This window comes from Nonomuraea maheshkhaliensis, assembly GCF_039529435.1.
Classification (GTDB): domain Bacteria; phylum Actinomycetota; class Actinomycetes; order Streptosporangiales; family Streptosporangiaceae; genus Nonomuraea; species Nonomuraea maheshkhaliensis.
Genome location: NZ_BAAAMU010000086.1, coordinates 1 through 25,748 on the forward strand (window position 1 = coordinate 1; position 25,748 = coordinate 25,748).

The following is a 25,748-nucleotide window of genomic DNA, read 5'->3' on the forward strand; positions in this document are numbered from 1 at the left end:
GCCGCCGCCTGCCTCGGTGCTGGGAGTGAGCGTGGGCGGCATCACGCTCGGCGACGACGACGTCGCCCGCAGCACGGTCACGTTCCGCACGAACGGCGCCGGCGCGGTCACCGTCACCGCCACCTGGGCGGCGCGCGGCGCGGACGGCACCGTCCAGCGCCTGCGCCTCAGCGGCGCCACCTCCTACACCCGCACGCTGACCTGGCGGATGGATGAGCGCCCCTGCGGCAGGACGGTCACACTGAACGTCGCCACGTCACCGGCGGCCCCCGGCGGGACCACGACGGCCTCCCTGTCCGTGCCGGCCTGCCCGGTCAGGGTGAACGCCCTCGGCGTCGCACTCAGCCTGCCCGAGGCCCCAGGCCGCACGGCCACCGCCCGGGTCAGGCTCACCGCGAGCGGCACCGGCGCGATCCCGGTGGAGGCCAGGTTCGCGGTGGACGGCGAGGCGGTGGGCACCCGCGAGGCCACCCTGTCCGGCCGCACCTCCTACGCAAGGGCCTTCACCCACACGTTCAGGTCCCGTCCCTGCGGCTCGACGCTGTCGGTGCGGGTGAGCGCGGGCGGCAGGACCGACACGGCGCGGCTCTCGGTGCCGTGCCCGCCGCAGGTACGGCAGGTGGCGATCGTCGAGGCGGGCGCGGGGGCCGGCGGGATCACCGCGCAGGTCAGGGTCACCACGGCGGGCACCGGGCCGGTACGGCTCACCGTCAGGCTCGCGGCCGGCGAGGGGGCCGGCACGCAGGCGGTGACCCTGTCGGGCGCGACCTCCTACAGCCGCTCGTTCACCTACCGGGCCAAGCTGCCCTGCGGCTCCAAGTGGTCGGTGACGGCCGCCACCGACCCGGCCGCGGCCGGCGGGGGCGACAGCCGCAGCGGCGCCACCCCGGCGTGCCAGGAGGAGGAGCCGCCCAAGGAGCCGCCGAGCGACAGGCCGGTGGAGAAACCGCAGGACACGCCCAGCGAGAAGCCGCAGGAGCCCGCGAAGGAGACACCGCGAGCGACGCCGAAGATCACACCGAGGCCCGACTCTCCCGGTACCGTTGGGTGACATTTCCCCGCTTGTCTGAATAACGGTAGCGGGAAAGCGGCTCCCTCTGGTTAAGCTACGGACCGTTTGATGAGGGTGGGGGCCCTAGTTACTCCAGAGGAGAACCGTTATGTACGGTGATGGGCCGTGGGGGGTTCCGGGCTACACCGAGGTCCGCGAGCTGGGCTCGGGGGCCGCGGGCCGGGTGGTCCTGGCCAGGCGCGACTACGACGGCGCCGAGGTCGCCGTCAAATACCTCAGTGACGAGCTGAGATCCGACGTCGGGTTCGTGGCCAGGTTCCGCCACGAGGCCAGGCTGCTGGCGACGCTGCAGAGCGCGTACCACGCCAGGCTGATCGACTACGTCGAGGCCGGGCAGGGCGCGGCGATCATCATGGAGCTGATCAACGGGGTGTCGCTGCGCGAGTTACTGCGCTCCGAGGGACCCACGGGGCCCGAGGCGGCCCTGACGGTGCTCAAGGGCTCGCTGCAGGGTCTCGCCTCGGCGCACGCCATCGGGGTCGTGCACCGCGACTTCAAGCCCGAGAACGTCATGGTGCAGCGTGACGGCACCACCAAGCTGGTGGACTTCGGCATCGCGGTCAGGACCGGCGAGCACGCGAGCGCCGCGGGCACGCCGCCGTACATGGCGCCCGAGCAGTGGTCGGGCAAGCCCGCGGGGCCGGCGACCGACGTCTACGCGGCCACCGTCGTGCTCTTCGAGTGCCTGACCGGCACCCGTCCCTTCCGCGCCCCCAACCTCGCCGCCCTGGCCCACCAGCACCAGGCCGTGGCTCCGCCGACCGAGGAGATCCCCGGGCAACTGCGCGACCTGGTCGAACGCGGCCTGGCCAAGGACCCGGCGCAGCGGCCGCCGTCGGCGGAGGCGTTCCTGACCGAGCTGGAGGTCGTCGCGGCGCAGGCGTACGGGGACGACTGGGAGGAGCGCGGGCGCCGCCGCCTGGCCGCGCTCGCGGGCATGCTGGTGCTGCTCTTCCCGAGCGCGCTGGAGGAGCCCGCGCAGACGGAGACCGCGCTCGCCGAGACGAGCTTCGAGGACCCGCCGAGCGTCCTGAGCAAGCTGCCCGTCAAGATCGCCCTGGCCACGGTGACGGCGGGTGTGCTCGTCGCGGCCGTGGTGATGTTCGTCAGCTCCGGATCCGAGGAGCCGGTGCTCCAGGCACAGACCACCGAGGTCACGCCGACCGCCTCCGAGCCCGATCCGGCCGTCGAGGAGACTCCAGAGGACGTGCCCGACGAGGCCACCGAGGAGCCCGAGGAGCCCACGCCGGAGGAGAGCACCTCCGCGCCGGTCCCGACGGCCACGAGCAGTGTCGCGCCGCCGGTCGTGCGGCCCACGGCCACCAGGAAGCCGACCCCCACCCCGGCGCGGACGCCGGTCAGGACGCGGAAGCCGACCCCGAAGCCCACCACCGCGAAGCCCACGGCGACCGACACCGAGGAGCCCGAGCTGAACGGCGACGTCTACCGTCCCGACGGCGAGCGGCCTCCCACCCCGGACGCCCCGAGCTCCACGCCTCCGACCAGGCGGCCGGACCCGATCCCCGACCCGACCACGGCCTCGCCCACCCAGGGCGAGCCCAGCCCCACGAGAGGCGACGGCGACGGCGGCGCGACGGCGACCGGGGGCGGTCAGGAGCCGCCGCGCGGCGAGCCTGAGGTGCCTCGGGCCGCCGAAGGGGGCGCCGGAGGCGCGTTGCTCGCGCTCGGCCTGGTGACGACGGGCGCGCTACCGGTCACACTTGCGGTGAGGCGCCGTATGGCGGGACGTCACAGAAGGAAGCGCTAGACGCGCCCGGGGGGCAGGCGGCGATGAACAACCCTGATCACGGTATCGCCGGATTCCGGCTCACCGAGCACACCTGGATGACCGAACTCGGCAACTGGATCGACGCCATCTCGCCCGACGGCCGCAGGGCCGGCGCGCTGCTGTTCGACCCCAAGATCGTCGGCCTGCCCGGCGTCCGCGACCGCGTCGTGCAGGCGGTCATGACCGACCAGCGGCTCGTGCTGGCCGGGCTGAGCGGGCTGATCCCGGTGGCGGACGTGGTCGCGGCGGGCGAGCAGGTGTGGCTGCTCACCGCGCAGGCGGTCAGCCCGACGCTGGCCGACCTGCTCGCGGCCGGTCCCGTCGATCCGGGCGGGGCGGCCTCCGTCCTGGTGGAGACCGCCCAGACGCTGCTCGCGCTGCACTCGGCGGGGGTCACGCACGGCTCGGTGCATCCGGGCACGGTGGTCGTCACGTCCGAGGGCGTCTCGCTGCTGTCGGAGCGCGGGCTGTCCGACGCGATCAGGGCGCGGGTCTCTCCGCGCGAACGGGACGCGGCCGGCTGGGCCTCCCTGGCCCGCGGCCTCGGCGCCTCCGCCGGCCGGCAGGCCCCCGAGGTGGCCGCGCTGTTCGAACGGGCCGCGAACACGGCCGGCACCCTGGGTCTGGCCGCCGCCCGCGATCTGCTGGTCAACGAGCGCGGCACGCTGCCTGGCGGCCGCATCAGCAGGGAAGCCCTGGCGAGTGCGGCGCGGGGCAGGTCGGCGTTCGCCCAGGCGCCGGCGTACGGGGGGGCCTCGGCGGCGCCGCCGGTCCTGCCGCCGAACAGGGACGAGGGCGACATCGTCACGCTGCTGCACGTCCCCGGCCGTTCGGCGGGACCGGTCCAGTTCGGGCCGGGGGTCGGGACCCGGCCGCAGCAGAATCGGCAGGAGACGGAGGCCGAGCGGATCTGGCGGGCGGGGCGCGACGAGGCGGCCACCGTCCACCGGCCCGGCGGGCGGGCCGACAAGGTCGCGCGGGCCCGGCGGCGGCGCACGATCCTGTCGGCCGTCGTGTTCGCGATCGTGATGGCGGGGGCCGTCCTGGCCTGGCTCAAGCTGGGGACGGGGCCGGACCTGGCGGTCACGTCGGTGAACGTGGTGGCGCCGAAGAAGACGCAGGGCTGCGACCGCGCGGTGGTGATCACCGGCACGGTCGTCACGAACGGGGCGGCGGGCGAGATCACCTACGAGTGGCGGAAGAACCTGGACAAGGAGATCGTCAAGGGGACGTTACGCACGCAGGCCGACAAGACGTCGTACACGGTGCCGCTGCGGTGGACGCTGCGGGGCAGGAGCAACGTCAAGGCCACGGCCACGCTGCGGATCCTCACGCCGGGGCCGGTGCGCTCGGACAAGGCGACGTTCTCGTACAAGTGCTGACGGGCTCGTACGAGTGCTGACGGGCTCGTACGAGTGCTGACGGGCTCCTGCGGGTGGTGACGGGACGGCTGCGCTGAGGCCGTCCGATCGAGCTCAGCAATGCATATCAAAGCGGTTCTTACTAATCTGGCGAACATGACCACGCAGACCCCCGCGGGCTGGTACCCCGACCCCTACGGAGAGCCTCAGCTCCGCTGGTGGGACGGCAGCCAGTGGACGGACGCGCTCCATGCCCAGGAGCCGCCGGGCCGGCAGCCGGCGTCCGGACCCCAGCCGCAGCCCTCCTCCCAGCCGTCCGCCCAGGCCCCGACACAGGCGTTCCCCCAGCCTTCGTTCCAGCCCGAGTCGCAGCCCTCATCACAGCCCCAGCCCCAACCGCAGACCGGTCCAGGCTGGGAGGCGACGCCGGCGAACCCCACGCTGCAGTTCGGCCAGTCGGCCTACGGCGCGCCCGGCGGGCCCGCCCAGCCGTCCACGCAGCCGCCCATGCAACCGTCCATGCAACCGTCCATGCAGCCCCCCACGCAGCCCCCCACGCAGCCCCCCACGCAGCAGCAGTGGGGCGGGCCGCTGCCGGGGCCCGGCTACCCGCCGCCGCCCAAGCAGGGCAACCCGCTGCCGTGGGTGTTCGGCGGCCTGGCCGCGCTGGTGGTGCTCGCGCTGATCGTGGTGGCCGGGATCTTCTTCATCAACCGGGACAGCACGCTCGTCGCGTCACCGCCCAGTGAGACGGCGGAGCCGCGCTTCCCCACCGAGGATCCCCCGTCCCAGGATCCCCCGTCCCAGGATCCGCTGCCGAGCCAGGGCGCCGAGTTCCCGCAGCCGGTCGACGGCGTGATCACCGATCCGCGCAGCGGGCTGGCCTTCAAGGTGCCCAGCGGCTGGCAGGTGGCCGCGGTCAACGAGGTCAACAACGGCAGCCCGGCCGAGCAGCAGTGGACGGCCGCGGTCAAGCAGGACGCGCAGGAGAACTACGAGGGCGAGGCCGACTGGATCGGCAACGTCTTCACGGGCGTGCTCAACGAGCTCTACCCCTACTCCGGCGCCTCGGGCCTCGGCGACACCGCCAAGGCCGTCTTCGTGGACTTCACCACCCGCTACTACGCGCCCGCCCACGAGAGCAAGGTCGTCGCGGACAAGGCGATGAAGGTCGGCGACAAGGACGCGTGGCTGTTGCAGTTCGAGCTCGACTTCACCAAGATCTCGGAGGAGAAGGGCTTCAAGTGGAAGAAGGAGAACGGGGCGATCGTGCTCGTGGACCGGGGCGACGGGCAGAGTCCGGCCATCGCGTACGTCTCCGTTCCCGACAATCTGGGCACCGACGTGGTCGAGCAGGTTCTCGGCTCGCTCAAGCCCGCCTGAGCGATAGCACTAGGCTGGTGGGGTAACAAGCGGGCGGATTGCTCCGAGCCGCTGGGCGAGGAGATCGAATGAGTGACGTGCTGGTCTGGATCGACTGTGAGATGACCGGGCTCGACCTGGGGCGCGACGCGCTCGTCGAAGTGGCGTGCGTGATCACCGACAGCGAGCTCAACCAGCTGGACGAGGGCGTCGACGTGGTCATCAAACCGCCGCCCGAGTCCCTGGAGCAGATGTCGCAGGTCGTGCGGGAGATGCACACCGCCTCCGGGCTGCTGCCCGAGCTGGCGGGCGGGGTGACGCTGGCGGAGGCGGAGGCGATGGTGCTCGACTACATCCGCCGCCACGTGCCCGAGCCGAAGAAGGCCCCGCTCTGCGGCAACTCGATCGGCACCGATCGCACGTTCATCTCCCGCGACATGCCCGGGGTGGATTCGTATTTGCACTACCGGATGATCGACGTCTCGTCGATCAAGGAGCTGGTGCGCCGGTGGTATCCGCGGGTCTACTTCGCCGCGCCCGAAAAGCAGGGCGGACACCGTGCTCTGGCGGACATCACGGAGAGCATCAGAGAGCTGCGCTACTACCGCGCGGCCATCTTCGTGGGGCAACCGGGGCCCGATTCGGCGACCGCTAGAGCGCTGGCAGAGCGGGTCAGCGGCTAAACGGGTGGCGTAAAGACTCCCGAATCCCGCTACACTTTTCCTGTGCCACCACACAGCGGGTGGTCATGGTGGGTGTAGCTCAGTTGGCAGAGCGCCAGGTTGTGGTCCTGGATGTCGAGGGTTCAAGTCCCTTCACTCACCCCAGTGCGAACGGCCGGTCCTTCGGGACCGGCCGTTTGTCTTTTCTACCGACAACGGCCCCAAATCATGACAATGCGGGTTATGCTCGCTGTCTACCGCTAACGCCGGAAGCACGGGGGCCCTCGGCGATCTGACCGTCTGCGCGCCCCCGGAGGCCGGATGAGAGTCGACGACGCAGCGTTCGATAGCGTGTTCACGTCCCTGAGCAAACGCGAAGCCGAGGTCATGGACCTCATCGCCACTGGCCAGTCCAACGGGCAGATCGCGCGACGGCTGTTCCTCAGCGAGAAGACCGTGAAGAACCACGTCAACCGGATCTACGCCAAGCTCGGCGTCGACTCCCGCGTCACGGCCATCGGACTGTGGCGCTCACGCCAGGAGTAGCCGCCGGCCCCGTCACGGGCCTTCTCGCTCCCCCGATCACGCGAGAGGGCCCTCTTGCGTGCGGCGGAAATTGCGCACCGATCCCGTATTCAGTGGTTTAAGAGATGCTGGCGGTGCCATAGGCATCCATGACGCTGCCGAGGGGGAAGGACTCTGTCATGGTGAAGAGAGCGCGGGTCGTCGTCGTGGGCGCGGGTTTCGCGGGGCTGAACGCGACGCGGGAGCTGGCCAGGCGCGGGGCCCTGGTCACGATCGTCGACCGCAACCCCTACTCCACGTTCCAGCCGCTGCTCTACCAGGTGGCCACGGCGGGGATGGGGACGTCCGACGTGTCCTACCCGATCAGGACGTTCGCCGCCAAGTGGCCCAACGTGCGGGCCCGGCGGGCCTCGCTGAGCAAGGTGCTGGCCGGCGAGCGGCGGGTCGAGCTCGACGACGGGACCGTGCTCGACTACGACTACCTGGTGCTGGCCACCGGGGTCACCACCAACTGGCTCAACGTGGCGGGCGCGCAGGAGAACGCGCATCCCATCTACTCGCTCAACGACGCCGCCAGGCTGCGCCGGCTGATGCAGCACTGCCTGGAGGACACCGCGGCCGGCCGGCGCGAGGGCACCCACGTCGTGGTGGTGGGCGCGGGCGCGACCGGGGTCGAGATGGCCGGCACGCTGGCCGAGCTGCGGCGTCGCACGATCCCGCTGACGCATCCCGAGGTGCGGCCCGACCAGACGAGCGTGACGCTGGTCGAGCGGTTCGACTACGTGCTCGCGCCGTACAAGCCGCGGCTGCGCGACTCGGCGGCCAAGGCGCTGCGCAAGCGCGGCGTGCGCCTGCGGCTGGGCTCCACCGTGGCCTCCGTCGAGCCGGACGCGGTGGTGCTCGAGGACGGCACCCGGCTGCCCAGCGACGTGACCGTGTGGGCCCTGGGCGTCACCGCGCCGCCCGAGGTGGGCGCCTGGGGGCTGCCGCAGGGCAGGGGCGGCAGGATCACGCTCACCGAGGCGCTCAACGTGCCCGAGCATCCCGAGATCTTCGTGGCCGGGGACCTGGCCGGGCAGCCGGATCCACTGCCCCAGCTCGCCCAGCCGGCGATCCAGATGGGCAAGCACGTGGGCAAGCAGATCGCCGCGGCGATGCGGGGGCGGCCGCTTGAGCCGTTCGCGTACCAGGATCCGGGGATCATGGCGACGGTGGGCAAGGCGGAGGCCGTGCTGCAGTTGGCCAACGGGCTGACCATGCGGGGGCTGCCCGCCTGGCTGGTGTGGATCTTCATTCACGTGGCGTACCTGCTGGGCGGGCGCAACCGGGTCAGCGTGCTGCTCAACTTCTTCTGGCGGTACGCCGGGCCGAGGCGCACCGCCACCAGCGTCACGCAGTAACCCTGTCTAGAGGGCCGCCGACAGGGCGGTCAGGCCGTGGTCGATGTCGGGCTCGGGGATGTTCAGCGCCGGGCGCAGGCGTACGGACCTGGGCCCGCACGGCAGCACCAGCACCCCGTGCTCCTCCCTGAGCCGGGTCACCAGCGCGTCGCGGGCGGCCTGGTCGGGCAGGTCGAAGGCGCACATCAGGCCGCGCCCGCGCACGTTGGACAGGATCTCGGGCCGTTCGGCCTCCAGCTTGGTGAGGCGTTCGAGCAGCATCTCGCCCACGGTCGCGGCGCGGGCGATCAGGCCGTCGCGCTCGACGATCTCCAGGATGCCGCGGCTGCGCACCATGTCCACCAGGCCGCCGCCCCACGTCGAGTTGATCCGGCCGCTCTGCCGGAAGACGTTGTCGGGCACCTCGTCCACCCTGCGGCCCGCCATGATCCCGCCGACCTGGACCTTCTTGGCGAAGGCCACCACGTCGGGCTCCAGCCCGAGTTGCTGGTACGCCCACGGCGTCCCGGTCGTGCCGCCGCCGGTCTGCACCTCGTCCAGGATGAACAGGGCGTCGTACTCGTGGCAGAGCCCCTGCATGGCCTGGAGGAACTCGGGCCGCATGTGGTTGTCGCCGCCCTCGCCCTGGATGGGCTCGGCGATGAAGCAGGCGATGTCGTGCGGGTGGCGCTCGAACGCCGCCCGCGCCTGGGCCAGCGCCCGCTCCTCGGCCGCCTCGACGTCGCCGAAGTGGATGGCGGGCACGTCGACGCGCGGCCAGCCGAAGGTGGGGAACCGGTCGGTCTTGCCCGGCTCGGTGTTGGTCAGGCTCAGCGTGTAGCCGCTGCGACCATGGAAGGCCTTGGTCAGGTGCAGCACCTGGGTGCCCAGGTCGCGTGATCGGCCCGCGGCCTCATTGCGGCGGCTCTTCCAGTCGAAGGCGGTCTTGAGCGCGTTCTCGACCGCGAGGGCGCCGCCCTCGACGAAGAACAGGTGGGGCAGGGCGGGGTCGCCGAGCACGCGGGCGAAGGTGTCGACGAAGTCGGCCAGGTGCTCGGTATAGATGTCGGGGTTGGCCGGCTTGTTGCGGGCCACCTGGCCGAGGAGCTGGGTGAAGTCGGGGTCGAAGGGCGGGTTCACGCCCAGGGGGGCCGAGGCGAAGAAGGTGTAGAAGTCGAGGTAGCGGCGGCCGTTCCTGGCGTCGACCAGCCAGGAGCCGTGGCTGAGCTCCAGGTCGAGCACGAGCCGGTATCCGTCGACGAGAAGGTGGCGGGCAAGGCGGGCGTGTACGTCCATAGCGCCTCCACAGCGAATCGGGTGCCTGACATTCCTCTTGAAGAATGTCGGCATCCATACAAAATTTACGGGATACCTGCCCCCGAAGTGAAGTTCTTCACGCGTAGAGACAGGGCGATCATCGCGATGCCGTAGAGGACGGCGAAGACGCCGATCAGCCAGGCCAGGCCCAGCAGGCCCGCCTTGGGCCAGACGAGCAGCAGCACGCCGAAGATCACCGACAGGATGCCGCCGACGATGAACATCCACTCGTTGTCGATCACCTTGCGCAGCTGCACGCCGGCCACGATCTCGGCGATGCCGCTGAAGATGGCCCAGAAGGCGATGATGTAGAGCAGGGCGACGGCGGTGATGCCCGGCCAGACGAAGGCCACGATGCCGGCCAGGATGCCGAGGATGCCGGAGACGATCAGCCAGACGCGCGACCGTTCCCCGTGCCGGAATCCGGCGAACAGCTCGGACACGCCGCTGACGATGGCGTACACGCCGAAGAAGACCACCAGGACGAGCAGCGTGATCCCGGGCCAGATGAGCGCCAGGATGCCGAAGACGATGGCTGCCAGGCCCCGGATCAGCAGCAACCACCACGAACGAGCGATATCACCCATGCTGGTCTGCTTTCCGAGGAACGCCCTCAAACAGACCAGCGGCAGGTCAAATGTCGCCTTTTACCACCGCATGGGGATCAGACGTGGGAGTAGACCACGATCGACACCGCGATGTACTGCACCAGGTACGCGGCGACGGTGAAGGCGTGGAAGACCTCGTGGAAGCCGAACCAGCGAGGGGACGGATCGGGGCGGCGCAGGCCGTAGACGACGGCTCCGGCCGAGTAGAACACGCCCCCGACCGCCACCAGCACGACGGCGGCCACGCCCGCGCCTTCGAGCAGTTGCGGCATGACGAAGACCGCGGTCCAGCCGAGCGCCAGGTAGAGCACCGTGTAGAGCCAGCGCGGCGCGTTCATCCAGAGTATCCGGAACAGCACCCCGGCCAGGGCGCCGCCCCAGATGACCGAGAGCACCGCGACGCGGGGCACGCCGTCGAGCGCCAGGAGGGCGAACGGGGTGTAGGTCCCGGCGATGATCAGGTAGATGTTCGCGTGGTCCACCCGGCGCAGGAACTCCGCGAGCCGGGGGCCGAGCTCACTGCGGTGGTAGGTGGCGGAGATGCCGAAGAGCAGGGCCGAGGTGACGGCGTAGACGGCGGCGGCGGCGCGCGCCTGCAAGGTGGGCCCGAGCGCCACGAGCACGAACCCCGCGACGAGGGTGACGGGCAGTGCTCCGGTGTGCAACCAGCCTCGCAGCCTGGGCTTTACGGTGATGGTCGTCATGAAACCTACGGTACCGTAGGTTAGCGGACGCTCTCCTTCCGGCCCGGTGGAAATCACAGGCCCTGCAGGAAGCGGGCGGCCACCGGGACGGCAGCCGCGCGGCCCGAGCCGCCGTTCCTGATGAAGACGCAGAAGGCCAGGTCGTCGCGGTATCCGATGAACCAGGCGTGCGAGGTCTCCCCCTCCACCTCGGCGGTTCCGGTCTTGCCCGCGACCCCTTCGGGCAGTCCCATGTCGCGGGCGGTGCCGTGGTCGACGACGGCCGTCATCATGTCCCGCAGCGCGGCCACGATCGTCCCGTCCATGACGACGTCGCCGTGCGGGACGCCGTCGATGCGGCGTACCTGCTCCTTCGACAGCAGCCGCGGCGAGCGCCAGGTGCCGCTCTCGACGGCGGCGGCGAGCGCGGCCATGCAGAGCGGGGTGGCGACGACCTCGCCCTGACCGATGACGTCGGCGGCGAGCATGTCGAGGTCGGTGGTCTCCGGCACGGTGCCGCAGGTTCCGCCGATGCCGGTGGCGATCGGCCGGCCGAAGCCCCATTCGTCCGCCGTCTCGCGCAGGGCGGCACCCGTCAGCCTCGTGGTGCCCTGCTCGACGAAGGTGGTGTTGCACGAGTGGGCGAAGGCGTCGGTGAACGTGACGACCCCGCGGTCCACCTCGCCGTCGTTCTCGTACAGGCCGTGGAAGGGGATCTGGTACGTGCCCGGGCAGCCGACCTGGGCCCCCGGGTCGAGCCCGCTCTTGAGCAGGGCCGCCGCGGTGATCGTCTTGAAGACGGAGCCGGGCGGGAAGACGTCGCGGACGGCGCTGTAGTTGTCTTCGAGCCGGTCGGCCAGGCCGATGATCTCGCCGGTGCTGGGCCGGATGACGATGATCGTGGAGTCCTCGACGCCGTCCAGCGCCCGCGCGGCCGCCGCCTGGACGGGGCGCGACAGGGTGGTGCGCTCGACGTTCGCCTCGGGCCGCCGGGTCATCAGCTGCTTGTCCGGCTGTCCAGGAACCTTCGAGACCAGCGCCCAACCGTGCACGGCCTGCTCGAACTCGGGCTTGAGCGGGTTGAGGTAGGCGTCGGCGTAGCTGTCGTTCGGGATCTTGTCGCCCTCCGCCGTGACGAGTTCGGCCGCCGAGGCGTCGATCTCCGCCAGCTCCAGCGTGCCGCCGTCCTTGAGCAGCGGGTGCAGGGTCTCGGGCGCCCACAGCACCTTCCAGGCCCGGTCGCGTACGGCCAGGCGTAACACGCTGTCGAACGGCCACGCCCCGAACTCCGACAACTGCCGCACCCCCGAGAACGGCACCTCGGCGCTCTCCTCCCCCGTGCTCTTCACCGGGCCGGGCACGAGTTCGATGGACTCGACGTGCAGATCGTCGCTCAGCGCGCGGTGCCGTACGACGAAGTCCGGCGGAGGCTGGTAGACCAGGCGGGCCATCTCCGTCGCGTCCGCCTCCCGCCAGGCCGCGAAGTACTTGGATGCCGTCTCGGCGGCGCTGCCCTTGACCCGGTTCGACGCCATGACGGCGAAGGCACCCGCCCCGACTACCGCGACAACGGCGATAACGAGCACAATCAGCCTTCGTCGTCGCATACGGTTTCTCCCAGGAGGGGATCAGACGTGGCACGTGGACAGCGAGAGCCGATGCCTGGCCTGTACCCGGTGACTTTCGGCGAGATCGAGCTGCTCCGGGATCTGGACAGGCAGGACGGCTGGGTGCTGTCCAAGGATGGCGTACCTCAGTCGTATGTAGATCTACAAGACCCGACATTTCTGGAATTTGAGTATGTACGACTCATGGCGGATGTGATCGACCTTTTGCCAGAAGGGGCGCTCAGCTGCGTCCACGTGGGCGGCGGCGCCTGCACGATCCCCCGCTACGTGGCCGCCACCCGGCCCGGCTCCCGGCACATCGTCATCGAACCGGACGGCCTGCTGGTCAACCTGGTACGCGAGCAGCTCGACCTGCGCTCGGTCCCCCGGCTGAAGGTCATCGTCGCGGGCGGCCGCGAGGGCACCGCCAAGGTGTGGGACGAGACCGCCGACCTGGTCGTCCTCGACGCGTTCACCGGGGCGACGATGCCGGTCGAGCTGGCCACGGCCGAGTACATGGGTGACCTCGCCCGCGTCCTGCGCCCGTCGGGGACCCTGCTGATCAACCTGGCCGACGGCAAGGGCCTCGCCTTCGCCCGGCGGCTGGTGGCCACGGTCACGGGGACGTTCCGGCACGTGGCCCTGCTGGCCGAGCCCGGCATCCTGCGCGGGCGCCGCTTCGGCAACCTCATCGTGGCAGCCTCCCGTACCGAGCTGCCGATGGACCTGCTGACGCGGCGGGCGGCGGGCGGCCTGACGCAGGCGCGCTGCGTCCACGGGGAGGCGCTGACGAACTTCGTCGCCGGCGCGGCCCCCATCAAGGACGGAGACCCGGTCCTCGCCCCGGTCCCGCCCCCCGCCGTCTTCGGCTGACCCCCGGACCCCGCACCTGAGAGCCGCCGGCGCCATGTGCCCCCGCGGTGACATCGCCATGCCCGCATGAAGGTCCCATCGACTGCGGGGTTTCCCCGTCTCACAAAAAGTGATATCACTTTGCTAGCAAGGTGAAGTCACATGGGAAGGGAGACAGGTCGATGGCGAACACATCGGGCGGGGTCGCGCTCGAAGGCACGGTCGTGGACATGCCGGAGCCCCAGACGAGCGAGCGGCCGCTGCGCGCGGCCAACGGGTTCGTGATGGCGGGCGTGGCGACGGCGCTGGAGCTGGCCGGCATCGCGCTGTTCATCGTCGGGATCGTCGTGCTCACCACGGACGGCGGGCAGGCCGGGGTGTGGGCGCTCGTCGCGGGCATCCTGGTGGGGCTCACCGGGTTCTTCCTCTACTTCGGCCTCACCGCCGTGGCGCCGGGCGAGGCCAGGGTGGTGCAGCTGCTCGGCCGCTACATCGGCACCCTGCGCACCCCCGGCTTCCAGTGGATCAATCCGATCACCCAGCGCCGGCGGGTCTCCACCAGGATCCGCAACCACGAGACCGACGTGACCAAGGTCAACGACGCCGACGGCAACCCCATCCAGATCGCGACCGTGGTGGTCTGGCAGGTGCGGGACACCGCGCAGGCGGTCTTCGAGGTGGACGACTTCGTGGAGTTCGTGGCCATCCAGGCCGAGACGGCGGTGCGGCACATCGCGGGCAGCTATCCGTACGACGCCCACGGCGAGCCCAGGCTGTCGCTGCGCGACAACGCCGAGGAGATCAACGACCAGCTCTCCGCCGAGATCGGGGCCAGGGTCGCCTCCGCCGGCGTGAAGGTCATCGAGTCCCGCATCATCCACCTGGCGTACGCGCCCGAGATCGCCCACGCGATGCTGCGCCGCCAGCAGGCCGGGGCGGTCGTGGCGGCCAGGCAGCGGATCGTCGAGGGCGCGGTCGGCATGGTCGAGATGGCCCTGGAGAAGCTCGCCGAGCACGACGTGGTCGAGCTCGACGAGGAGCGCAAGGCCGCCATGGTGAGCAACCTGCTCGTGGTGCTGGTGGGCGACCGTGACACCCAGCCGGTCGTCAACACCGGCACGCTCTACCAGTAACCACCGTGGAACGTAAGAAGATCCTTCTCCGGCTCGACCCCGTGGTCCACGACGCGCTGGCCCGGTGGGCGTCCGACGAGCTGCGCAGTACGAACTCCCAGATCGAGTTCCTGCTGCGCAGGGCGCTCACCGAAGCCGGCCGGATGCCCGACGGGGTGGGGCGGATCCGCCCGCGCGGGCGGCCGAAGAAGATCCCCGAAGACGGCCAGGACGAGAGCCGGGACGAACAGGAGCAGGCGGATGGAGACACCGGCGAAGCAGACTGAACCGCTGACCAGGGCGGCCTTCATGCTGGCCTTCGACCTGAGCAAGGAGCGCCTGACCAACCGCGGCGAGCTGGGCTACCTGCTGCGTGCCGCGGCCCTGGCCGAGCTGCTGCTGGCGGGGCACCTGGCCGACGAGTCCGGCAAGCCGCGGGCCCGCAGCGCGCCCCACTCCGGCGGGCTGCCGCAGGTCGTGTGGGAGCAGATCTCCGCCTCACCGCCCCGCTCCTGGCGTCACTGGATCCGCAAGGAGAGCGGCAAGGCGGTCCGCCTGGTGCGCGACGAGCTGGCGCACGACCGGGTGATCAGCGTCGAACGGCGCCGGTTCCTGCTGTTCCCGCTCACGGTGGTCCTGCCGCGCAAGGCGTACCTGTGGCGCAGGCTCGCCGAGCGCGTCGGCCAGGCCATCCGCGGTGGCCGGCCGGTCACCAGGATGGAGCAGGACACCCGCGTGCTGGCGGCGCTGGCCGCCGCCGCCCGGATGAAGGTGGTCCTGACCAGGACCGAGTCCTACCGGCACCGCAAGCGCATCGAGCAACTGTCCGAGCCCGTCAAGCCGATCACGACCGCCCTGCGCAAGAACATCGACGCGGCCAGGAGCGCCGCGGCGGCGGGCTGACCCGCGGAAGGAGAGCAATGACCACGCTGACTCAGCCGCCCGGCCCCCCGGGCGTCGCCACCGGCCGCGCGCTGGCCCCCGACCTCGCCCGAGGGGCCATGCTGCTGGCCATCGGATTCGCCCACGCGCCGCTGTTCGTGACCGCCGTCGATCGCGGCCCGGCGGTGGCCAACGCGATCACCGACCTCTTCCACGTCCTCTTCGTCGGCAACCACGCGCGGCCGATGTTCGCCTTCCTCTTCGGGTACGCGCTGGTGCAACTGCTCGACCGGCGGCTGGCCCGCGGCGACACCTGGGTGAGCGCTCGCAAGCTGCTGCGCCGGCGGGGCTGGTGGCTGATGGCGATCGGGTTGGCGCACACGGTGGCGCTGGTGCCGATCGACATCCTGGCCGTCTACGGGTTCGGCGCCGTCCTGCTGACCGGCCTGCTGCGGCGCGGCGACAGGGCGCTGCTGTGGACGGCCGGGCTCACGCTGATCCCCGCCACCGCCGTGATCGGGGCCGTGATGTGGTTCCCGCTGTCGCAGGGCGTGTCCAGCTACACCAAGGGCAGCGTCGCGGCCGGCGCCCAGGGCTTCGGCGAGCTGCTCGTCGAACGGACCCTCGTCTGGCCCTTCGGCGTGCTCTCCGCCGTCGTCACCGTCCTTCCCGGGATGGCCTTGGGCATGTGGGCGGCGCGGCGGCGCATCCTGGACGAGCCCCACCATCACCGCGCCCCGCTCATCCGCTTCGCGGTGATCAGCAGCGTCGTGTCCGTCGCCGGGGGCCTGCCCGCGGGCCTCCTGCAGATCGGGGTGTGGAGCGCGCCGGACGCGGCGGTCTGGGCGGCCGCGATGGCGCAGCCGCTCACCGGGTACGCGGGCGGCATCGGCATGGCGGCCGTCGTGGCCCTGGTCGCGATCCGGGCCTCCCGTAGCAGGGGGCGGCTCACCACGATGGTCGAGGCGCTCGGGCAGCGCTCGATGACCTTCTACCTCTTCCAGTCCGTCGTGTTCGTCCTGGTCTTCTACCCCTACGGTCTGGGGCTGCAGGACGACCTCGGCCTCGCCGCCGCCACCGGGGTGGCCGCGCTGACCTGGCTGGCCTCGCTGGTGCTCGCCGACGTCATGCGGCGCGTGGGCCACCGCGGCCCGGCCGAGATCCTGCTCCGCCGCCTGGCCTACCGCTGAACCACCTGCTGGTGAGCCTCCTGCCTGGGGCCGGTTACGAGGGCTCCGGCCCCAGGTAGGCCAGCACCGCCGCCACCCGCCGGTGCACGTCGCCGCTGTTCTCCAGGCCGAGCTTGGTGAAGATGGCGTTGACGTTCTTCTCCACCGAGGAGATCGACAGGTGCAGGGCGCGGGCGATGGCCGCGTTGGAACGGCCGTGCGCCATCTCCCGCAGCACGTCCCGCTCCCTTTCTGTCAGCGCCTCCTGCTGACCCCGCACGCCGCGCCGGGCCAGCAGTCCCTCGACCACCTTCGGGTCGATGACCGAGCCGCCCGACGCCACCGCCCTGATCGCCCCGAGCAGCTCGTCCAGGTCTCCCACCCGGTCCTTGAGCAGGTACGCGTACCCCTCAGTGCCGTGCTTGAACAGCTCGAACGCGAACAAGGCGTCCGCGAACTGCGACAGCACCACCACCCCGATGCCGGGATGCGCGGCGCGGATGCGGTGGGCGGCGTCGATGCCCTCGAAGCCCTGCCGCCACTGCCCGCCCGGCATCCGGATGTCGGTGACCACGACCTCGGGGCCGAGCCTGCGTACGGCGTCCATGAGCTCGTCGGCGTCGCCCACCGCGCCCACGACCGTCACCTCGCCCGACATCTCCAGCAGCCGCCTGGTGCCCTCGCGCACGAGGTAGTGGTCGTCGGCCACCACCGTGCGGATCCTTGGGCGGATCGTTGGGCGAATCACTGTGCGGATCACGTCACCCACCGATCGGCACCCACGCGTTCACCCGTGTTCCCTTCCCCGGTTCGCTGTCCACCGTCAGTTCCCCGCCGAGCGCGTCCAGCCGGTCGGCCAGCGTGGCCAGGCCCCTGCGGCGCGTCGTGTGCGGGTCGAAGCCCTTGCCGTCGTCGGCGACCGTGGCGCTCAGGCGGCCGTCCGGCTGCGCCAGGCCCACCTCGATGCCGGCCGCGCCCGCGTGCTTGAGCGCGTTCGCCACGGCCTCGCTCACCGTGAAGTACAGCGCGCCCTCCACCTCGTCGGCGAAGCGCCGGGCGCGCAGCGACGGGGGCGCGCTCACGGTCGTCCGCACGGGGAGCCGGGAGCAGCGCTCCTCCACGGCCTCCACCAGGCCGCCCTGGCTGAGCGCGGACGGATGGATGCCGGCCGCCAGCTCGCGCAGGTCGTCGAGCGTCTGCCTGGCCTGCTCGCGCAGGCCGGCCAGCATGTCGGCGCCGGCGCCCGTGGCCCTGGCCAGTTCGAGGCCGGCGATGAGGGCGACGAGCTGCTGCTGTACGCCGTCGTGGATGTTGCGCTCGATCCGGCGGCGTTCGGCCTCCTGCGCGTTGACCAGGCGGGTGACCAGGCCGGCGCTCTGGATCGCCAGCCCGGCGGGCACGGCCAGGGCCTCAAGCAGCCGGCGGTCCACGCGGGTCAGCGGGCCCGCGTCCCTGGGGCCGCACTCGATCCGGCCGAGCCCACCGCGTACCGGCAGCTCCAGCACCGCTTCGCCGCTCTCCCTGCCCGACACCACGCGGGTGCCGTCGGCCAGCGTCACGGCCGCCCATCTGAGGTCCAGCCCGGACCGCACCGCCGCGGCCAGCCGGCCGACCTGCTCCACCGGCTCGGCGGCGTCCTCCAGCGCCGTGCCGAGGTCGGACAGCACCTCGTCCGCCGTCGGCCGCAGGTCGAACACGAGCTGCAGGCGCGAGCCGCGCAGGCCGACCCTGATGTCGAGCAGCCGGTGCCGTACGACGGCCACGGCGATCGCGGCGGGCAGCGAGCCGACCACCGTCAGGATCCCGATCATGCCGACCGCCGCGACCTGGACGCCGCCGTAGCTGAACAGCGTGGTCAGCACCGCGCCCGCCGCGGTCGCGACCATGCCGGCCACCATCAGGGCGTACTGCCCGCGCTCGCCCTCACCGGCTCGTCGCCAGCGCAGGACCAGCCCGCAGAACACGATCACCGCCATGATCCAGGTGACCAGTTGCCCGGCTCCCGACGTGAGCATCGCGGCCAGCGCCACCGCCGGGCGCGGCCGGTCCATGGCGGACGGGGCGATGCCGGCCGCTGCGGCGCCCCCGGCGTGCGCCGCGACCGCGACGCCCGAGATCCACGCCACCGGCCGCCAGCGCGGCGACGGCAGCCGCCCGTCGGGGAACAGCAGGGGCACGTAGATCCAGGTCAGGCCGTAGAAGACGGCGAACAGCGAGCAGAGGAAGGCGACCAGCACCGAGGGCCCGCCGTGCAGGTCGAGGCCGACGCCGAGCATGCCGAGCCCCAGGGCCAGCGCGGCGGCCAGCAGCAGCCAGCCGTAGCCGAGCTCGGGACGCCTGGCCGCCAGCAGCCAGCCGAGCGCGGGCAGGAGCAGGGAGACCACGACGAACGCCCACTGCGTGGCCGGCGCGGGCAGGCCCGACTCCAGGAGCCCGCCGGTCACGATGCTCCCGGCCGCCAGCAGCGCCGGCGGCGCCGCCATCAGCCTGCGCTTCATAGAGCCTCATCGTGACGAACGTGCACGTACCGCGTCTATGAGGTTAACCGCATATTCGTTACGGCCATCCCCACCAGCGACAACGGCGGCCCGCTTGGTGGTGGCGACCACGCCGGGCCGTGTTCGCTGAACCCACGAACCAGAAATCCGAACCGAAACCGCAACCCGAAACCCGGGGCCCGAAGCCAGAGGACGACCCCGAAGCCCTAGCCGGCCCTAAGGCCCCAAAGCCCTTAGCCCGAAACGGAGCTCCCCATGAACATCAGGTCGAAGCCCGTCCGGCTGCTCGCGACGGCCGCCATGGCGGTCACCATGACGGCGTGCGTGAGCCACCCCGCCCCCGTCCAGGCCGACACCACCACCGCGCCCGCCTCCCCCACCGCCTCCTCCACCGCGCCGCAGATCCCCGGCACCCCGGCGGGCAGACAACTCAGCTGGCTGTTCGAGGCGGTCCCACGCGCGCCGATCGCCGACGACGAGCTGGCCGGGCACTTCACCGCCGACTTCCTCAAAGCCGTCCCCGCCACCCAGATCAACCAGATCTTCGCCCAGGTCAAGGGCATGCGGCTGGAACGCATCGTCAGCTCCGGCGACACGCAACTGGTCGCCAGGGTCGTCGTGGGCAGCACCCCGTTCGAGATCGTCGTCGCCGTGAACGGCGCGGGCCTGATGAACGGTCTGCAGTTCCGCGAGCCGGTCGAGGCCAAGCCGGCCCCGAAGAGCTGGGCGGAGGCCGACAAGCTGCTGCGCGCCGTCTCCCCGCAGGCGGGCTTCCTCGCGGCCGAGCTGACCGCAAAGGGCGGCTGCGTCCAAGCGCACACCCTCGCCGCCGACCACGCCCGCCCGCTCGGCTCCATGGTCAAGTTGTACGTGCTCGGCACGGTCGCCGACCGCATCAAGCGCGGCGCGTTCGGCTGGAACACCCAGCTGACGATCAAGGACGAGCTCAAGAGCCTCCCGACCGGCAAGCTCCAGGACCGTCCCGACGGCAGCAAGGTGTCGGTCCTCGAAGCCGCCAAGCTGATGATCTCCATCAGCGACAACACCGCCACCGACCTGCTCATTCACAAGGTGGGCAGGAGGGCCGTCGAACGCACCATGCGCGCGTGGGGCGTGCGCGAGAAGGGCAACGTGCCGCTCCTGACGACCAGAGACCTGTTCGCCCTGAAGGGCGCCGACTACCCCCGCCTCGCCAAGCGGTACCTGTCACTGAGCCCCGGCCAGCGCCGGGCGTACCTGGAGCAGGTCGTGGCCAGAACACCCCTGTCGCAGATCAAGCCCTGGACCAGCCCCCGCGAACTGGACACCATCGAGTACTTCGCCTCCCCGTCCGACATCTGCCGGGCCTACGCGCGACTGATGAAGCAGGGCGACAAGCACATCGGCGAGGCCATGTCGATCAATGACGCGGGCATCGGCCTGGACAAGAAGCGGTGGCCGACGGTGTGGTTCAAGGGCGGCTCGGAGGCCGGTCTCTCGGGCCTGAGCTTCCTCGCGCGTACGAAGGCCGGCAGGACGTACGTCGTCACCACCATGGCCGTCGACCCGACCGCCCCGATCACCGAACAGGACACCCTGGACCAACTGATCGTCTCCCGCGCCGCCTTCACCCTGCTCACCAAACCCTGACCAGCGGGCCCTGACCTGGCGACACTCTTAGGAGCGCACTTCTTATAAACGCACTCCTGAAAGCAGGCGTACGATTCCGCGGGCTGTGCGGCCTTCTGTGCAACCTTCTGTGCAACCTTCTGTGCTTCCGAGGGCGTAAGACGGGTGATTGTCCCTTGGAGGAAGGACCGCGCATGGCGGATCGCAGCCGGCCCGCGTTCGAGCGGCCGATTCCGTGGCACGCGCTGCGGGCCGGGGTGCGCCATAAGCGGCGACGCCGGTTGTCCGCCGTCGCGGTCGCCGGCACCGTCGCGGTCGTGGCCCTCGCGGCGGGGACGGTCGTCGGCTTGGGCGGGCCGGAGGAGGTCGAGCGGGCGACGTTCAAGGTGAAGGTGACCGGCAAGCCGGTGGCCGTCCTGCCCGACTGCCCGACGCCCAAGGCGTCGCCGCTGTACGTCAGCGCCCGGGTGCCGGGCCTGGACAAGGTCTTCCAGCTGTCACCGGTGCCCTTCCTGATGAACTCGTGCGGGCGGGGCACAGCGGTCGACATGCAGCTCTTCCCCGCGGGAACGCGGACGATGACGTGCACCGTCGAGGACAGCGGCAAGAACACGAACGAAGGGAAATGGCGGTTCGGCGTGTACGAATGGACACCGCCGGCCACGCCACGGCCCCCCGCGCCCCCGGTCGAGCCGCCGGCGACGATCAGCGCCGGGAGTCTCCACCTGGTCACCAAGGGCAGCGCCACCTGGCCCGGCACCCGCGAGGTGACGCTGATCGTGCCGAACAGGGGTCGCAGCGTGGCCCTCGTCATCTACTGCGGGGACGGTCTCACCGAGCGGCTCACCACCGACGTACGGGTGAACGGGCGCGTGATCAAGGGCCCCCAGGGGTGCTCAGCCCCGCCGACCCGCCGTGGGGGCGGCTACCTCGATCTGGGCAGGCAGCCGCGCGGCGAGTAGACGCCGACGATCAAGGTCCGGCCGGAGACGGACATTCCCGGCTACCGGCAGCGCGCGGGAACGCTGACGGTAGCGGCCTACGACGGCAGTCGGTGACGGGTCACTTGAGCGTCAGGCAGGCGATGCGGTCGCCTGCCTGACCGGCCTGCGGGCCCGAGGGCTTGGTGGCCTTGGCGTGGATGACGAGCGAGCCGGGCACCTTGGCCGGGTCGAGGGTCCACTCGTGCCGGGCGCTGGCGCGTCCGGCGCCCTCGCCGTCGGTGGTGAAGTCGAGCCAGACCTCGCTGGTCGGGTCGATCTGGCCGGGGTGGTGCTGGTAGTGGGGGCCCGAGTCGTCGGGCTTGGCACCGCAGGGCTTGGTGTGCAGGTGGGCGCCGTAGCGGCGGTCGGGCAGCAGGCCCTCGGCGACGAGGGAGGTGCGGGTCTGCCCGTGCCCGGACTCGACGGTGACGCTCGCCTGGCTGCCCTTCGGGGCGAGCTTGCGGTCGTAGGCGATGGCCGCGGTGTCGTCGTCGCTGAACTCGCCCGCGGCGGACAGGTTGACCGACTGCTCGGGGGCGGTCTTGGCGTTCTGTACGGGAGCGGGCGGTGCGGCGCAGGCCGCCGTCAGCAGGATGAGCAGGAACGCGGGCACGCGCATGAGACCCCCCATGACGAGAGCCCCACCGGCACGAGGGCTCAGAGAGAGCACCCACTCTAACCAGTGACCGCTCTGCCACGCTGGGTAATCAGCGGCTACGCGCCATGTTTTGCCGCGATGTCGTCGATCACGGCGGCCAGCCTGAAGTCGAGCTCCGTGAGCCCGCCCGCGTCGTGCGTGGTCAGGGCCAGGTGGAGGGTGCGCCAGCGGATGTCGATGTCGGGGTGGTGGCCGAGCTCCTCGGCCTTGACCGCGATCTCGTCCACGATGCGGATGGCGGCGGGAAAGTCGGGCGCGGTGAGCGTGCGCCTGATCTCGTCGCCCTCGCGCCGCCAGCCGGGCAGGCCGGCGAGCCTGCTGTCCACGTCCATGGGGCCTCCCGCGTGCGTCGCCTACGCGACCACGTTACTTGAGGGCCCCCGAGCCGAGCCCCGACTGGATCTGGCGCTGGAAGATGATGTACACGATCATGACCGGCAGGATGGAGATGGACAGGGCGGCGAACAGTCCTGGCCAGTCCGCCTCGTAGCCGGCCAGGGTGGAGATCCTGGCGATGCCCTGGGTGAGCACCCATTTGTCCGGGTCGCCGGCCAGGAGCACCAGGGGCAGCAGATACTGGTTCCACTGCCCGAGCACGTTGAAGATCGTGATGCTGATCAGGCCCGGCCTGGCCATGGGGACCATGATCTGGAAGAACGTGCGGGTGTGGGAGGCACCGTCGATCTGGGCGGCCTCGGCGACGGCCTCGGGCAGCGTCCTGAAGAAGGCCGCGAGGAAGAACACGGTGAACGGCAGCGAGTACGCCACGTACACCAGCACCAGGCCGACGTGCGAGTTGAGCAGCCCTACCTGCTTGACCACGAAGAACAGCGGCCCGAGCGCCAGGAACACCGGGAACGCCAGCCCGGCCACGAAGTAGTAGTAGATCAGCCTGCCACCGGGGAAGCGGTAGCGCGCCAGCACGTACGCCGCCATCGAGCCGAACACCATCGTGCCCGCCGTGCCGAAGCAGACGACGATGACCGTGTTGAGCATGTACCGGCCGATGTGGGCCGTGTCCCAGGCCCGCCCCCAGGCGTCCAGCCGCAGCGCGCCGGGCAGTTGCAGCGGGTCGCCGAAGATCTCGGCGTTGCTCTTGAACGAGGCCAGGAACGTCCACAGCAGCGGCGCGACGATGAGCAGCGCCCACACGGCCAGCGCCACGTGGGACAGCCCGTTGAGCACGCCGATCCGGGGTCTTTCGAGCTTGCGCGCGGCCATCTACAGCTCAACCCTCTCCCGCCTGGTCGTCCGCAAGGTCAGCACCGCGAAGGTCACGGTGAGGAAGAACAGCGCCACGCCCATGGCGGAGGCGTAGCCGACCTTCTGGTAGGAGAAGGCGGTGTTGTAGATGGTGATCGGCAGGATGGTGGTGGCCCCGTCGGGCTCGCCCTTGTCGCCGGCCAGCACCTGGATGAGCGCGAACCCGTCGAAGGCGGCGATGCCGAGATAGATCCACCCGACCTGTACGGTGTCGCGCAGCAGCGGCAGCGTGATGGAGAAGAAGAGCCGCAGCCGGTTGGCCCCGTCGAGCGCGGCGGCCTCGAAGTAGTCCTTGGGGATGGCGGCCATGCCCGCCGAGAACAGCACCACGTAGAAGCCGACCGCCTGCCAGACCATCACCGCGATGATCGACCACAGCGCCAGGTCCGGCTCGATGAGCCAGCCGACGGGCTCGATGCCGAACCGGGCCAGCACGCCGTTGATCACGCCGTCCTCGTCGGGCCGGTAGACGGCCTGGAACAGCACGCCGACCACGGCCACGGCCAGGACCTGGGGGAAGAAGAACACCATCCGGTAGAAGTTCGACCCCCACACCCCTTTCATGCCGGCGCCTCGCGTGCCTCCGCCGAGGTTGAGCAGGAAGGCGAAGACGAGCGCGATGAGGATGGTCACGACCGGCAGCACCAGCAGCAGGATCCCGTGGTTGCGCAGGGCCCGCCAGAAGACCTCGTCCTGGAAGAGCCGCCCGAAGTTGTCCAGCCCGACGTAGCGGACGATCGAGCTGTAGCCGTTCCAGCTCGTCAGCGCGAGCTGGAACGCCTGGACGTACGGGCTGATGACGAAGACGCTGTAGAGCACGAGCGGCACGGCGAGGAAGCCGGCCACGAACCCGTACCTGCGCAGCCGCTCCATCGGTCACTGGCTCCGGGTCTGCTTGGTGACCGCGTCGTCCGCCTTGACGGCGTCGGCCTTCTTCTGCAGGTTGGCGCAGAACTCCTCGGGGGTGATCCGGCCGGCCATGACCACGTTGATCTGCTCGGTGCCGTAGTCGAAGAGCTCCTTGTACCAGCCTTCGAAGCGTGCCTCGGTGATGACGTTCGCTCCGGCCTTGTCCTGGGCCCTGGCGGCGCTCATGAGGCCGGCGGGCAGGTCGACGCCCTCGGCGGCGCCGTTCACGACCGTGACGTTCTTGGTCCTCTCGGTGAAGCCGCGCGCGCCTTCCTTGGAGAGCATGAGGCGGAGGTACTCCAGGCCGCCCTGCGGGTTCTTGCCCTTGGCGGCGACCACGAAGTTCTCGCCTACGCCGACCTGGATGGCCCCGTACGGCATCCGGTCGGAGCCGGTGACCTCGGGGATGGGGGCGATGGCGTACTCGAAGTCGTCCGGCATGTCCTTGGCCATCTCGTTCTCGATCCACGAGCCGACCGGGTAGAAGAGGACCTTGTTCTGCAGTTGCTTGATCTGGGTCTGGGTGTGGTCGAGACCGAAGTACGCTTTGTCGCCATATTTTGCCTGGATGGCCGCCCAGACGGTGACCGCGCGCTTCATGGGCTCGGCGTTCCAGGCGTTGTCGACCAGGTTGTCGATGTCGATGATGACCTGATTCCCGCCGATCTTGGCAGCGGTGTAGAGGACGTTCCAGAACTGGTAGTACGGCCCCTTCTGCCCCGGATACGCGAAGAGCAGGATGCCCTCCTTCTTGGCGGTCTCCCCCAGCGCCGTGAACTCCTCCCAGGTCGCCGGCACCGTCCAGCCCTTCGCGGCGAACAGCTTGGCGTTGTACCAGAGGGCCCGGTGCGACACCGAGTAGTTGAGCACCAGGTCCTTGCCGGTGACCTTGGCGTTCTCCAGCACGGCCGGGGTGATCGTGTCGCGCACCTTCTTGGCCGGGTCGTCCACCGAAGGGGCGTCGAACAGCGGGGTCAGGTCGGCCAGGTGACCCTCGGCGGCCAGGGCGGCCAGGTCCATCGACTTGGGGCCCGAGTTGTTGATCACGTCGGGGGCGTCGCCGCCGACCAGGCGCGGGCGGAGCTGGGTGCCGATCTCCTGGGTGGCGGTGTGCTTGATCGTGACGCCGGGGAAGGACTTCTTGTAGAGCTCCTCGTGCAGGTCCTTGGCGTAGGCGTCGCCGTAGCCGCCGCTGAAGATGACCACTTCGAGCGGCTTCTTGGCGTCCACGCCGAAGGGGTTCTTCGGGTCGGCGGAGGCGGGGAGCGAGGTGGAGAGGGCGGCGGAGGGCTCACCTCCGGTGCCGGCGGTGGCGCAGGCGCTCAGCAGGCCGGCGCCTGGGCCGGCGGCGAGCGCGGTGATGCCGATCCGGCGGAGCAGCTGACGCCTGGTGATGTCACCGGGGTGGGTCATGGGGGCTCCTGAATTAGGAAAGTTTCCTAAACGATC

At 70.8% G+C, this 25,748-nt stretch carries 24 protein-coding genes, 1 tRNA gene and 1 pseudogene; 15 read left to right on the forward strand and 11 right to left on the reverse strand.

Annotated features, from left to right (window positions below; all coding sequences use genetic code 11):
* The 8 genes and pseudogenes from ABFX54_RS39420 to ABFX54_RS39455 form a co-directional block, all read left to right on the forward strand.
* Positions 1 to 1,051, forward strand: a pseudogene (locus tag ABFX54_RS39420) (hypothetical protein); the annotation flags it as partial.
* A gap of 109 nt (positions 1,052 to 1,160) precedes the next feature.
* Positions 1,161 to 2,840, forward strand: a complete 1,680-nt coding sequence (locus tag ABFX54_RS39425; RefSeq protein WP_346111923.1) for a protein kinase domain-containing protein — start codon at positions 1,161 to 1,163, stop codon at positions 2,838 to 2,840.
* A 23-nt stretch (positions 2,841 to 2,863) separates the two neighbouring features.
* A complete protein-coding gene (locus tag ABFX54_RS39430) occupies positions 2,864 to 4,243 on the forward strand; it encodes a protein kinase family protein (protein WP_346111924.1) in 1,380 nt (459 codons plus the stop codon).
* A gap of 135 nt (positions 4,244 to 4,378) precedes the next feature.
* Positions 4,379 to 5,605, forward strand: coding sequence for a DUF2510 domain-containing protein (locus tag ABFX54_RS39435; protein ID WP_346111925.1), 1,227 nt, complete (start codon positions 4,379 to 4,381; stop codon positions 5,603 to 5,605).
* A gap of 68 nt (positions 5,606 to 5,673) precedes the next feature.
* A complete protein-coding gene (orn, locus tag ABFX54_RS39440; RefSeq protein ID WP_346111927.1) occupies positions 5,674 to 6,267 on the forward strand; it encodes an oligoribonuclease in 594 nt (197 codons plus the stop codon).
* Positions 6,268 to 6,335: 68 nt separating this feature from the next.
* Positions 6,336 to 6,411: transfer RNA gene (locus ABFX54_RS39445), tRNA-His, on the forward strand.
* Between the two features lie 186 nt (positions 6,412 to 6,597).
* Positions 6,598 to 6,792, forward strand: coding sequence for a helix-turn-helix domain-containing protein (locus tag ABFX54_RS39450; protein ID WP_326636162.1), 195 nt, complete (start codon positions 6,598 to 6,600; stop codon positions 6,790 to 6,792).
* 158 nt (positions 6,793 to 6,950) lie between these two features.
* Entirely contained in the window at positions 6,951 to 8,171 is a 1,221-nt protein-coding gene (locus ABFX54_RS39455) for an NAD(P)/FAD-dependent oxidoreductase (RefSeq protein ID WP_346111928.1), read from the forward strand.
* A gap of 6 nt (positions 8,172 to 8,177) precedes the next feature.
* Here the strand turns inward: ABFX54_RS39455 and lat are convergent, their stop codons facing one another.
* The 4 genes from lat to ABFX54_RS39475 form a co-directional block, all read right to left on the reverse strand.
* Complete coding sequence (gene lat, locus ABFX54_RS39460; RefSeq protein ID WP_346111929.1) at positions 8,178 to 9,446, reverse strand: L-lysine 6-transaminase; 1,269 nt, start codon at positions 9,444 to 9,446, stop codon at positions 8,178 to 8,180.
* Between the two features lie 65 nt (positions 9,447 to 9,511).
* Positions 9,512 to 10,054 carry an HdeD family acid-resistance protein gene (locus ABFX54_RS39465; RefSeq protein ID WP_346111930.1) on the reverse strand — a complete coding sequence of 181 codons (543 nt, stop codon included), beginning with the start codon at positions 10,052 to 10,054 and terminating at the stop codon, positions 9,512 to 9,514.
* Between the two features lie 77 nt (positions 10,055 to 10,131).
* Positions 10,132 to 10,779 (reverse strand): PAQR family membrane homeostasis protein TrhA, encoded by a 648-nt coding sequence (trhA, locus tag ABFX54_RS39470; protein WP_346111931.1) that lies wholly within the window; start codon positions 10,777 to 10,779, stop codon positions 10,132 to 10,134.
* A 53-nt stretch (positions 10,780 to 10,832) separates the two neighbouring features.
* Positions 10,833 to 12,293, reverse strand: a complete 1,461-nt coding sequence (locus tag ABFX54_RS39475) for a penicillin-binding transpeptidase domain-containing protein (protein ID WP_346111932.1) — start codon at positions 12,291 to 12,293, stop codon at positions 10,833 to 10,835.
* 123 nt (positions 12,294 to 12,416) lie between these two features.
* Here ABFX54_RS39475 and ABFX54_RS39480 point away from each other — a divergent pair, with 123 nt between their 5' ends.
* The 5 genes from ABFX54_RS39480 (at position 12,417) to ABFX54_RS39500 (ending at position 16,401) form a co-directional block, all read left to right on the forward strand.
* On the forward strand, positions 12,417 to 13,238 hold the full coding sequence (locus ABFX54_RS39480; protein WP_346111933.1) for a spermidine synthase: 822 nt from the start codon (positions 12,417 to 12,419) through the stop codon (positions 13,236 to 13,238).
* Positions 13,239 to 13,399: 161 nt separating this feature from the next.
* Entirely contained in the window at positions 13,400 to 14,350 is a 951-nt protein-coding gene (locus ABFX54_RS39485; protein WP_346111934.1) for an SPFH domain-containing protein, read from the forward strand.
* A 5-nt stretch (positions 14,351 to 14,355) separates the two neighbouring features.
* Positions 14,356 to 14,616, forward strand: a complete 261-nt coding sequence (locus tag ABFX54_RS39490) for a type II toxin-antitoxin system antitoxin (RefSeq protein ID WP_346111936.1) — start codon at positions 14,356 to 14,358, stop codon at positions 14,614 to 14,616.
* Complete coding sequence (locus ABFX54_RS39495) at positions 14,591 to 15,232, forward strand: GPP34 family phosphoprotein (protein WP_346111937.1); 642 nt, start codon at positions 14,591 to 14,593, stop codon at positions 15,230 to 15,232. Before ABFX54_RS39490 ends, ABFX54_RS39495 begins: the two co-directional genes overlap by 26 nt.
* A 17-nt stretch (positions 15,233 to 15,249) precedes the next feature.
* The gene (locus ABFX54_RS39500) at positions 15,250 to 16,401 is read left to right on the forward strand and encodes a DUF418 domain-containing protein (protein ID WP_346111938.1); all 1,152 of its coding nucleotides are present in this window, start codon (positions 15,250 to 15,252) and stop codon (positions 16,399 to 16,401) included.
* Positions 16,402 to 16,435: 34 nt separating this feature from the next.
* Here ABFX54_RS39500 and ABFX54_RS39505 read toward each other — a convergent pair whose 3' ends face one another.
* Together ABFX54_RS39505 and ABFX54_RS39510 are read right to left on the reverse strand one after the other, a co-directional pair.
* Positions 16,436 to 17,092, reverse strand: coding sequence for a response regulator transcription factor (locus ABFX54_RS39505; RefSeq protein WP_346111939.1), 657 nt, complete (start codon positions 17,090 to 17,092; stop codon positions 16,436 to 16,438).
* Between the two features lie 49 nt (positions 17,093 to 17,141).
* Positions 17,142 to 18,878 (reverse strand): sensor histidine kinase, encoded by a 1,737-nt coding sequence (locus ABFX54_RS39510; protein WP_346111940.1) that lies wholly within the window; start codon positions 18,876 to 18,878, stop codon positions 17,142 to 17,144.
* 255 nt (positions 18,879 to 19,133) lie between these two features.
* Between ABFX54_RS39510 and ABFX54_RS39515 the strand changes: the two genes are divergently transcribed.
* Entirely contained in the window at positions 19,134 to 20,507 is a 1,374-nt protein-coding gene (locus ABFX54_RS39515) for a serine hydrolase (RefSeq protein WP_346111941.1), read from the forward strand.
* A gap of 173 nt (positions 20,508 to 20,680) precedes the next feature.
* Positions 20,681 to 21,448: a hypothetical protein gene (locus tag ABFX54_RS39520; RefSeq protein ID WP_346111942.1), complete on the forward strand. Its 768-nt coding sequence runs from the start codon at positions 20,681 to 20,683 to the stop codon at positions 21,446 to 21,448.
* Positions 21,449 to 21,548: 100 nt separating this feature from the next.
* Here the strand turns inward: ABFX54_RS39520 and ABFX54_RS39525 are convergent, their stop codons facing one another.
* The 5 genes from ABFX54_RS39525 to ngcE form a co-directional block, all read right to left on the reverse strand.
* Positions 21,549 to 22,088, reverse strand: coding sequence for a hypothetical protein (locus ABFX54_RS39525; RefSeq protein WP_346111943.1), 540 nt, complete (start codon positions 22,086 to 22,088; stop codon positions 21,549 to 21,551).
* A gap of 95 nt (positions 22,089 to 22,183) precedes the next feature.
* A complete protein-coding gene (locus ABFX54_RS39530; RefSeq protein ID WP_346111944.1) occupies positions 22,184 to 22,459 on the reverse strand; it encodes a 4a-hydroxytetrahydrobiopterin dehydratase in 276 nt (91 codons plus the stop codon).
* Between the two features lie 34 nt (positions 22,460 to 22,493).
* Positions 22,494 to 23,348 (reverse strand): carbohydrate ABC transporter permease, encoded by an 855-nt coding sequence (locus tag ABFX54_RS39535; RefSeq protein WP_346111945.1) that lies wholly within the window; start codon positions 23,346 to 23,348, stop codon positions 22,494 to 22,496.
* Positions 23,349 to 24,263: a carbohydrate ABC transporter permease gene (locus ABFX54_RS39540; protein WP_346111947.1), complete on the reverse strand. Its 915-nt coding sequence runs from the start codon at positions 24,261 to 24,263 to the stop codon at positions 23,349 to 23,351.
* Between the two features lie 3 nt (positions 24,264 to 24,266).
* Complete coding sequence (gene ngcE / locus ABFX54_RS39545) at positions 24,267 to 25,712, reverse strand: N-acetylglucosamine/diacetylchitobiose ABC transporter substrate-binding protein (RefSeq protein WP_346111948.1); 1,446 nt, start codon at positions 25,710 to 25,712, stop codon at positions 24,267 to 24,269.
* Between the last annotated feature and the right edge of the window lie 36 nt (positions 25,713 to 25,748).

Excerpts from the sequence above, each read along its gene's own strand:
- ABFX54_RS39485 (WP_346111934.1), top strand. The coding sequence starts at position 13,400 with ATGGCGAACACATCGGGCGGGGTCGCGCTCGAAGGCACGGTCGTGGAC.
- ABFX54_RS39530 (WP_346111944.1), bottom strand. The coding sequence starts at position 22,459 with ATGGACGTGGACAGCAGGCTCGCCGGCCTGCCCGGCTGGCGGCGCGAG.
- orn (WP_346111927.1), top strand. The coding sequence starts at position 5,674 with ATGAGTGACGTGCTGGTCTGGATCGACTGTGAGATGACCGGGCTCGAC.
- ABFX54_RS39465 (WP_346111930.1), bottom strand. The coding sequence starts at position 10,054 with ATGGGTGATATCGCTCGTTCGTGGTGGTTGCTGCTGATCCGGGGCCTG.
- ABFX54_RS39500 (WP_346111938.1), top strand. The coding sequence starts at position 15,250 with ATGACCACGCTGACTCAGCCGCCCGGCCCCCCGGGCGTCGCCACCGGC.
- ABFX54_RS39510 (WP_346111940.1), bottom strand. The coding sequence starts at position 18,878 with ATGAAGCGCAGGCTGATGGCGGCGCCGCCGGCGCTGCTGGCGGCCGGG.
- ABFX54_RS39520 (WP_346111942.1), top strand. The coding sequence starts at position 20,681 with ATGGCGGATCGCAGCCGGCCCGCGTTCGAGCGGCCGATTCCGTGGCAC.
- ABFX54_RS39525 (WP_346111943.1), bottom strand. The coding sequence starts at position 22,088 with ATGCGCGTGCCCGCGTTCCTGCTCATCCTGCTGACGGCGGCCTGCGCC.
- ABFX54_RS39425 (WP_346111923.1), top strand. The coding sequence starts at position 1,161 with ATGTACGGTGATGGGCCGTGGGGGGTTCCGGGCTACACCGAGGTCCGC.
- ABFX54_RS39435 (WP_346111925.1), top strand. The coding sequence starts at position 4,379 with ATGACCACGCAGACCCCCGCGGGCTGGTACCCCGACCCCTACGGAGAG.
- ABFX54_RS39455 (WP_346111928.1), top strand. The coding sequence starts at position 6,951 with ATGGTGAAGAGAGCGCGGGTCGTCGTCGTGGGCGCGGGTTTCGCGGGG.
- ABFX54_RS39475 (WP_346111932.1), bottom strand. The coding sequence starts at position 12,293 with ATGGCGTCGAACCGGGTCAAGGGCAGCGCCGCCGAGACGGCATCCAAG.
- trhA (WP_346111931.1), bottom strand. The coding sequence starts at position 10,779 with ATGACGACCATCACCGTAAAGCCCAGGCTGCGAGGCTGGTTGCACACC.
- ABFX54_RS39535 (WP_346111945.1), bottom strand. The coding sequence starts at position 23,348 with ATGGCCGCGCGCAAGCTCGAAAGACCCCGGATCGGCGTGCTCAACGGG.
- ABFX54_RS39480 (WP_346111933.1), top strand. The coding sequence starts at position 12,417 with ATGCCTGGCCTGTACCCGGTGACTTTCGGCGAGATCGAGCTGCTCCGG.
- ABFX54_RS39540 (WP_346111947.1), bottom strand. The coding sequence starts at position 24,263 with ATGGAGCGGCTGCGCAGGTACGGGTTCGTGGCCGGCTTCCTCGCCGTG.
- ABFX54_RS39495 (WP_346111937.1), top strand. The coding sequence starts at position 14,591 with ATGGAGACACCGGCGAAGCAGACTGAACCGCTGACCAGGGCGGCCTTC.
- lat (WP_346111929.1), bottom strand. The coding sequence starts at position 9,446 with ATGGACGTACACGCCCGCCTTGCCCGCCACCTTCTCGTCGACGGATAC.
- ngcE (WP_346111948.1), bottom strand. The coding sequence starts at position 25,712 with ATGACCCACCCCGGTGACATCACCAGGCGTCAGCTGCTCCGCCGGATC.
- ABFX54_RS39430 (WP_346111924.1), top strand. The coding sequence starts at position 2,864 with ATGAACAACCCTGATCACGGTATCGCCGGATTCCGGCTCACCGAGCAC.
- ABFX54_RS39515 (WP_346111941.1), top strand. The coding sequence starts at position 19,134 with ATGAACATCAGGTCGAAGCCCGTCCGGCTGCTCGCGACGGCCGCCATG.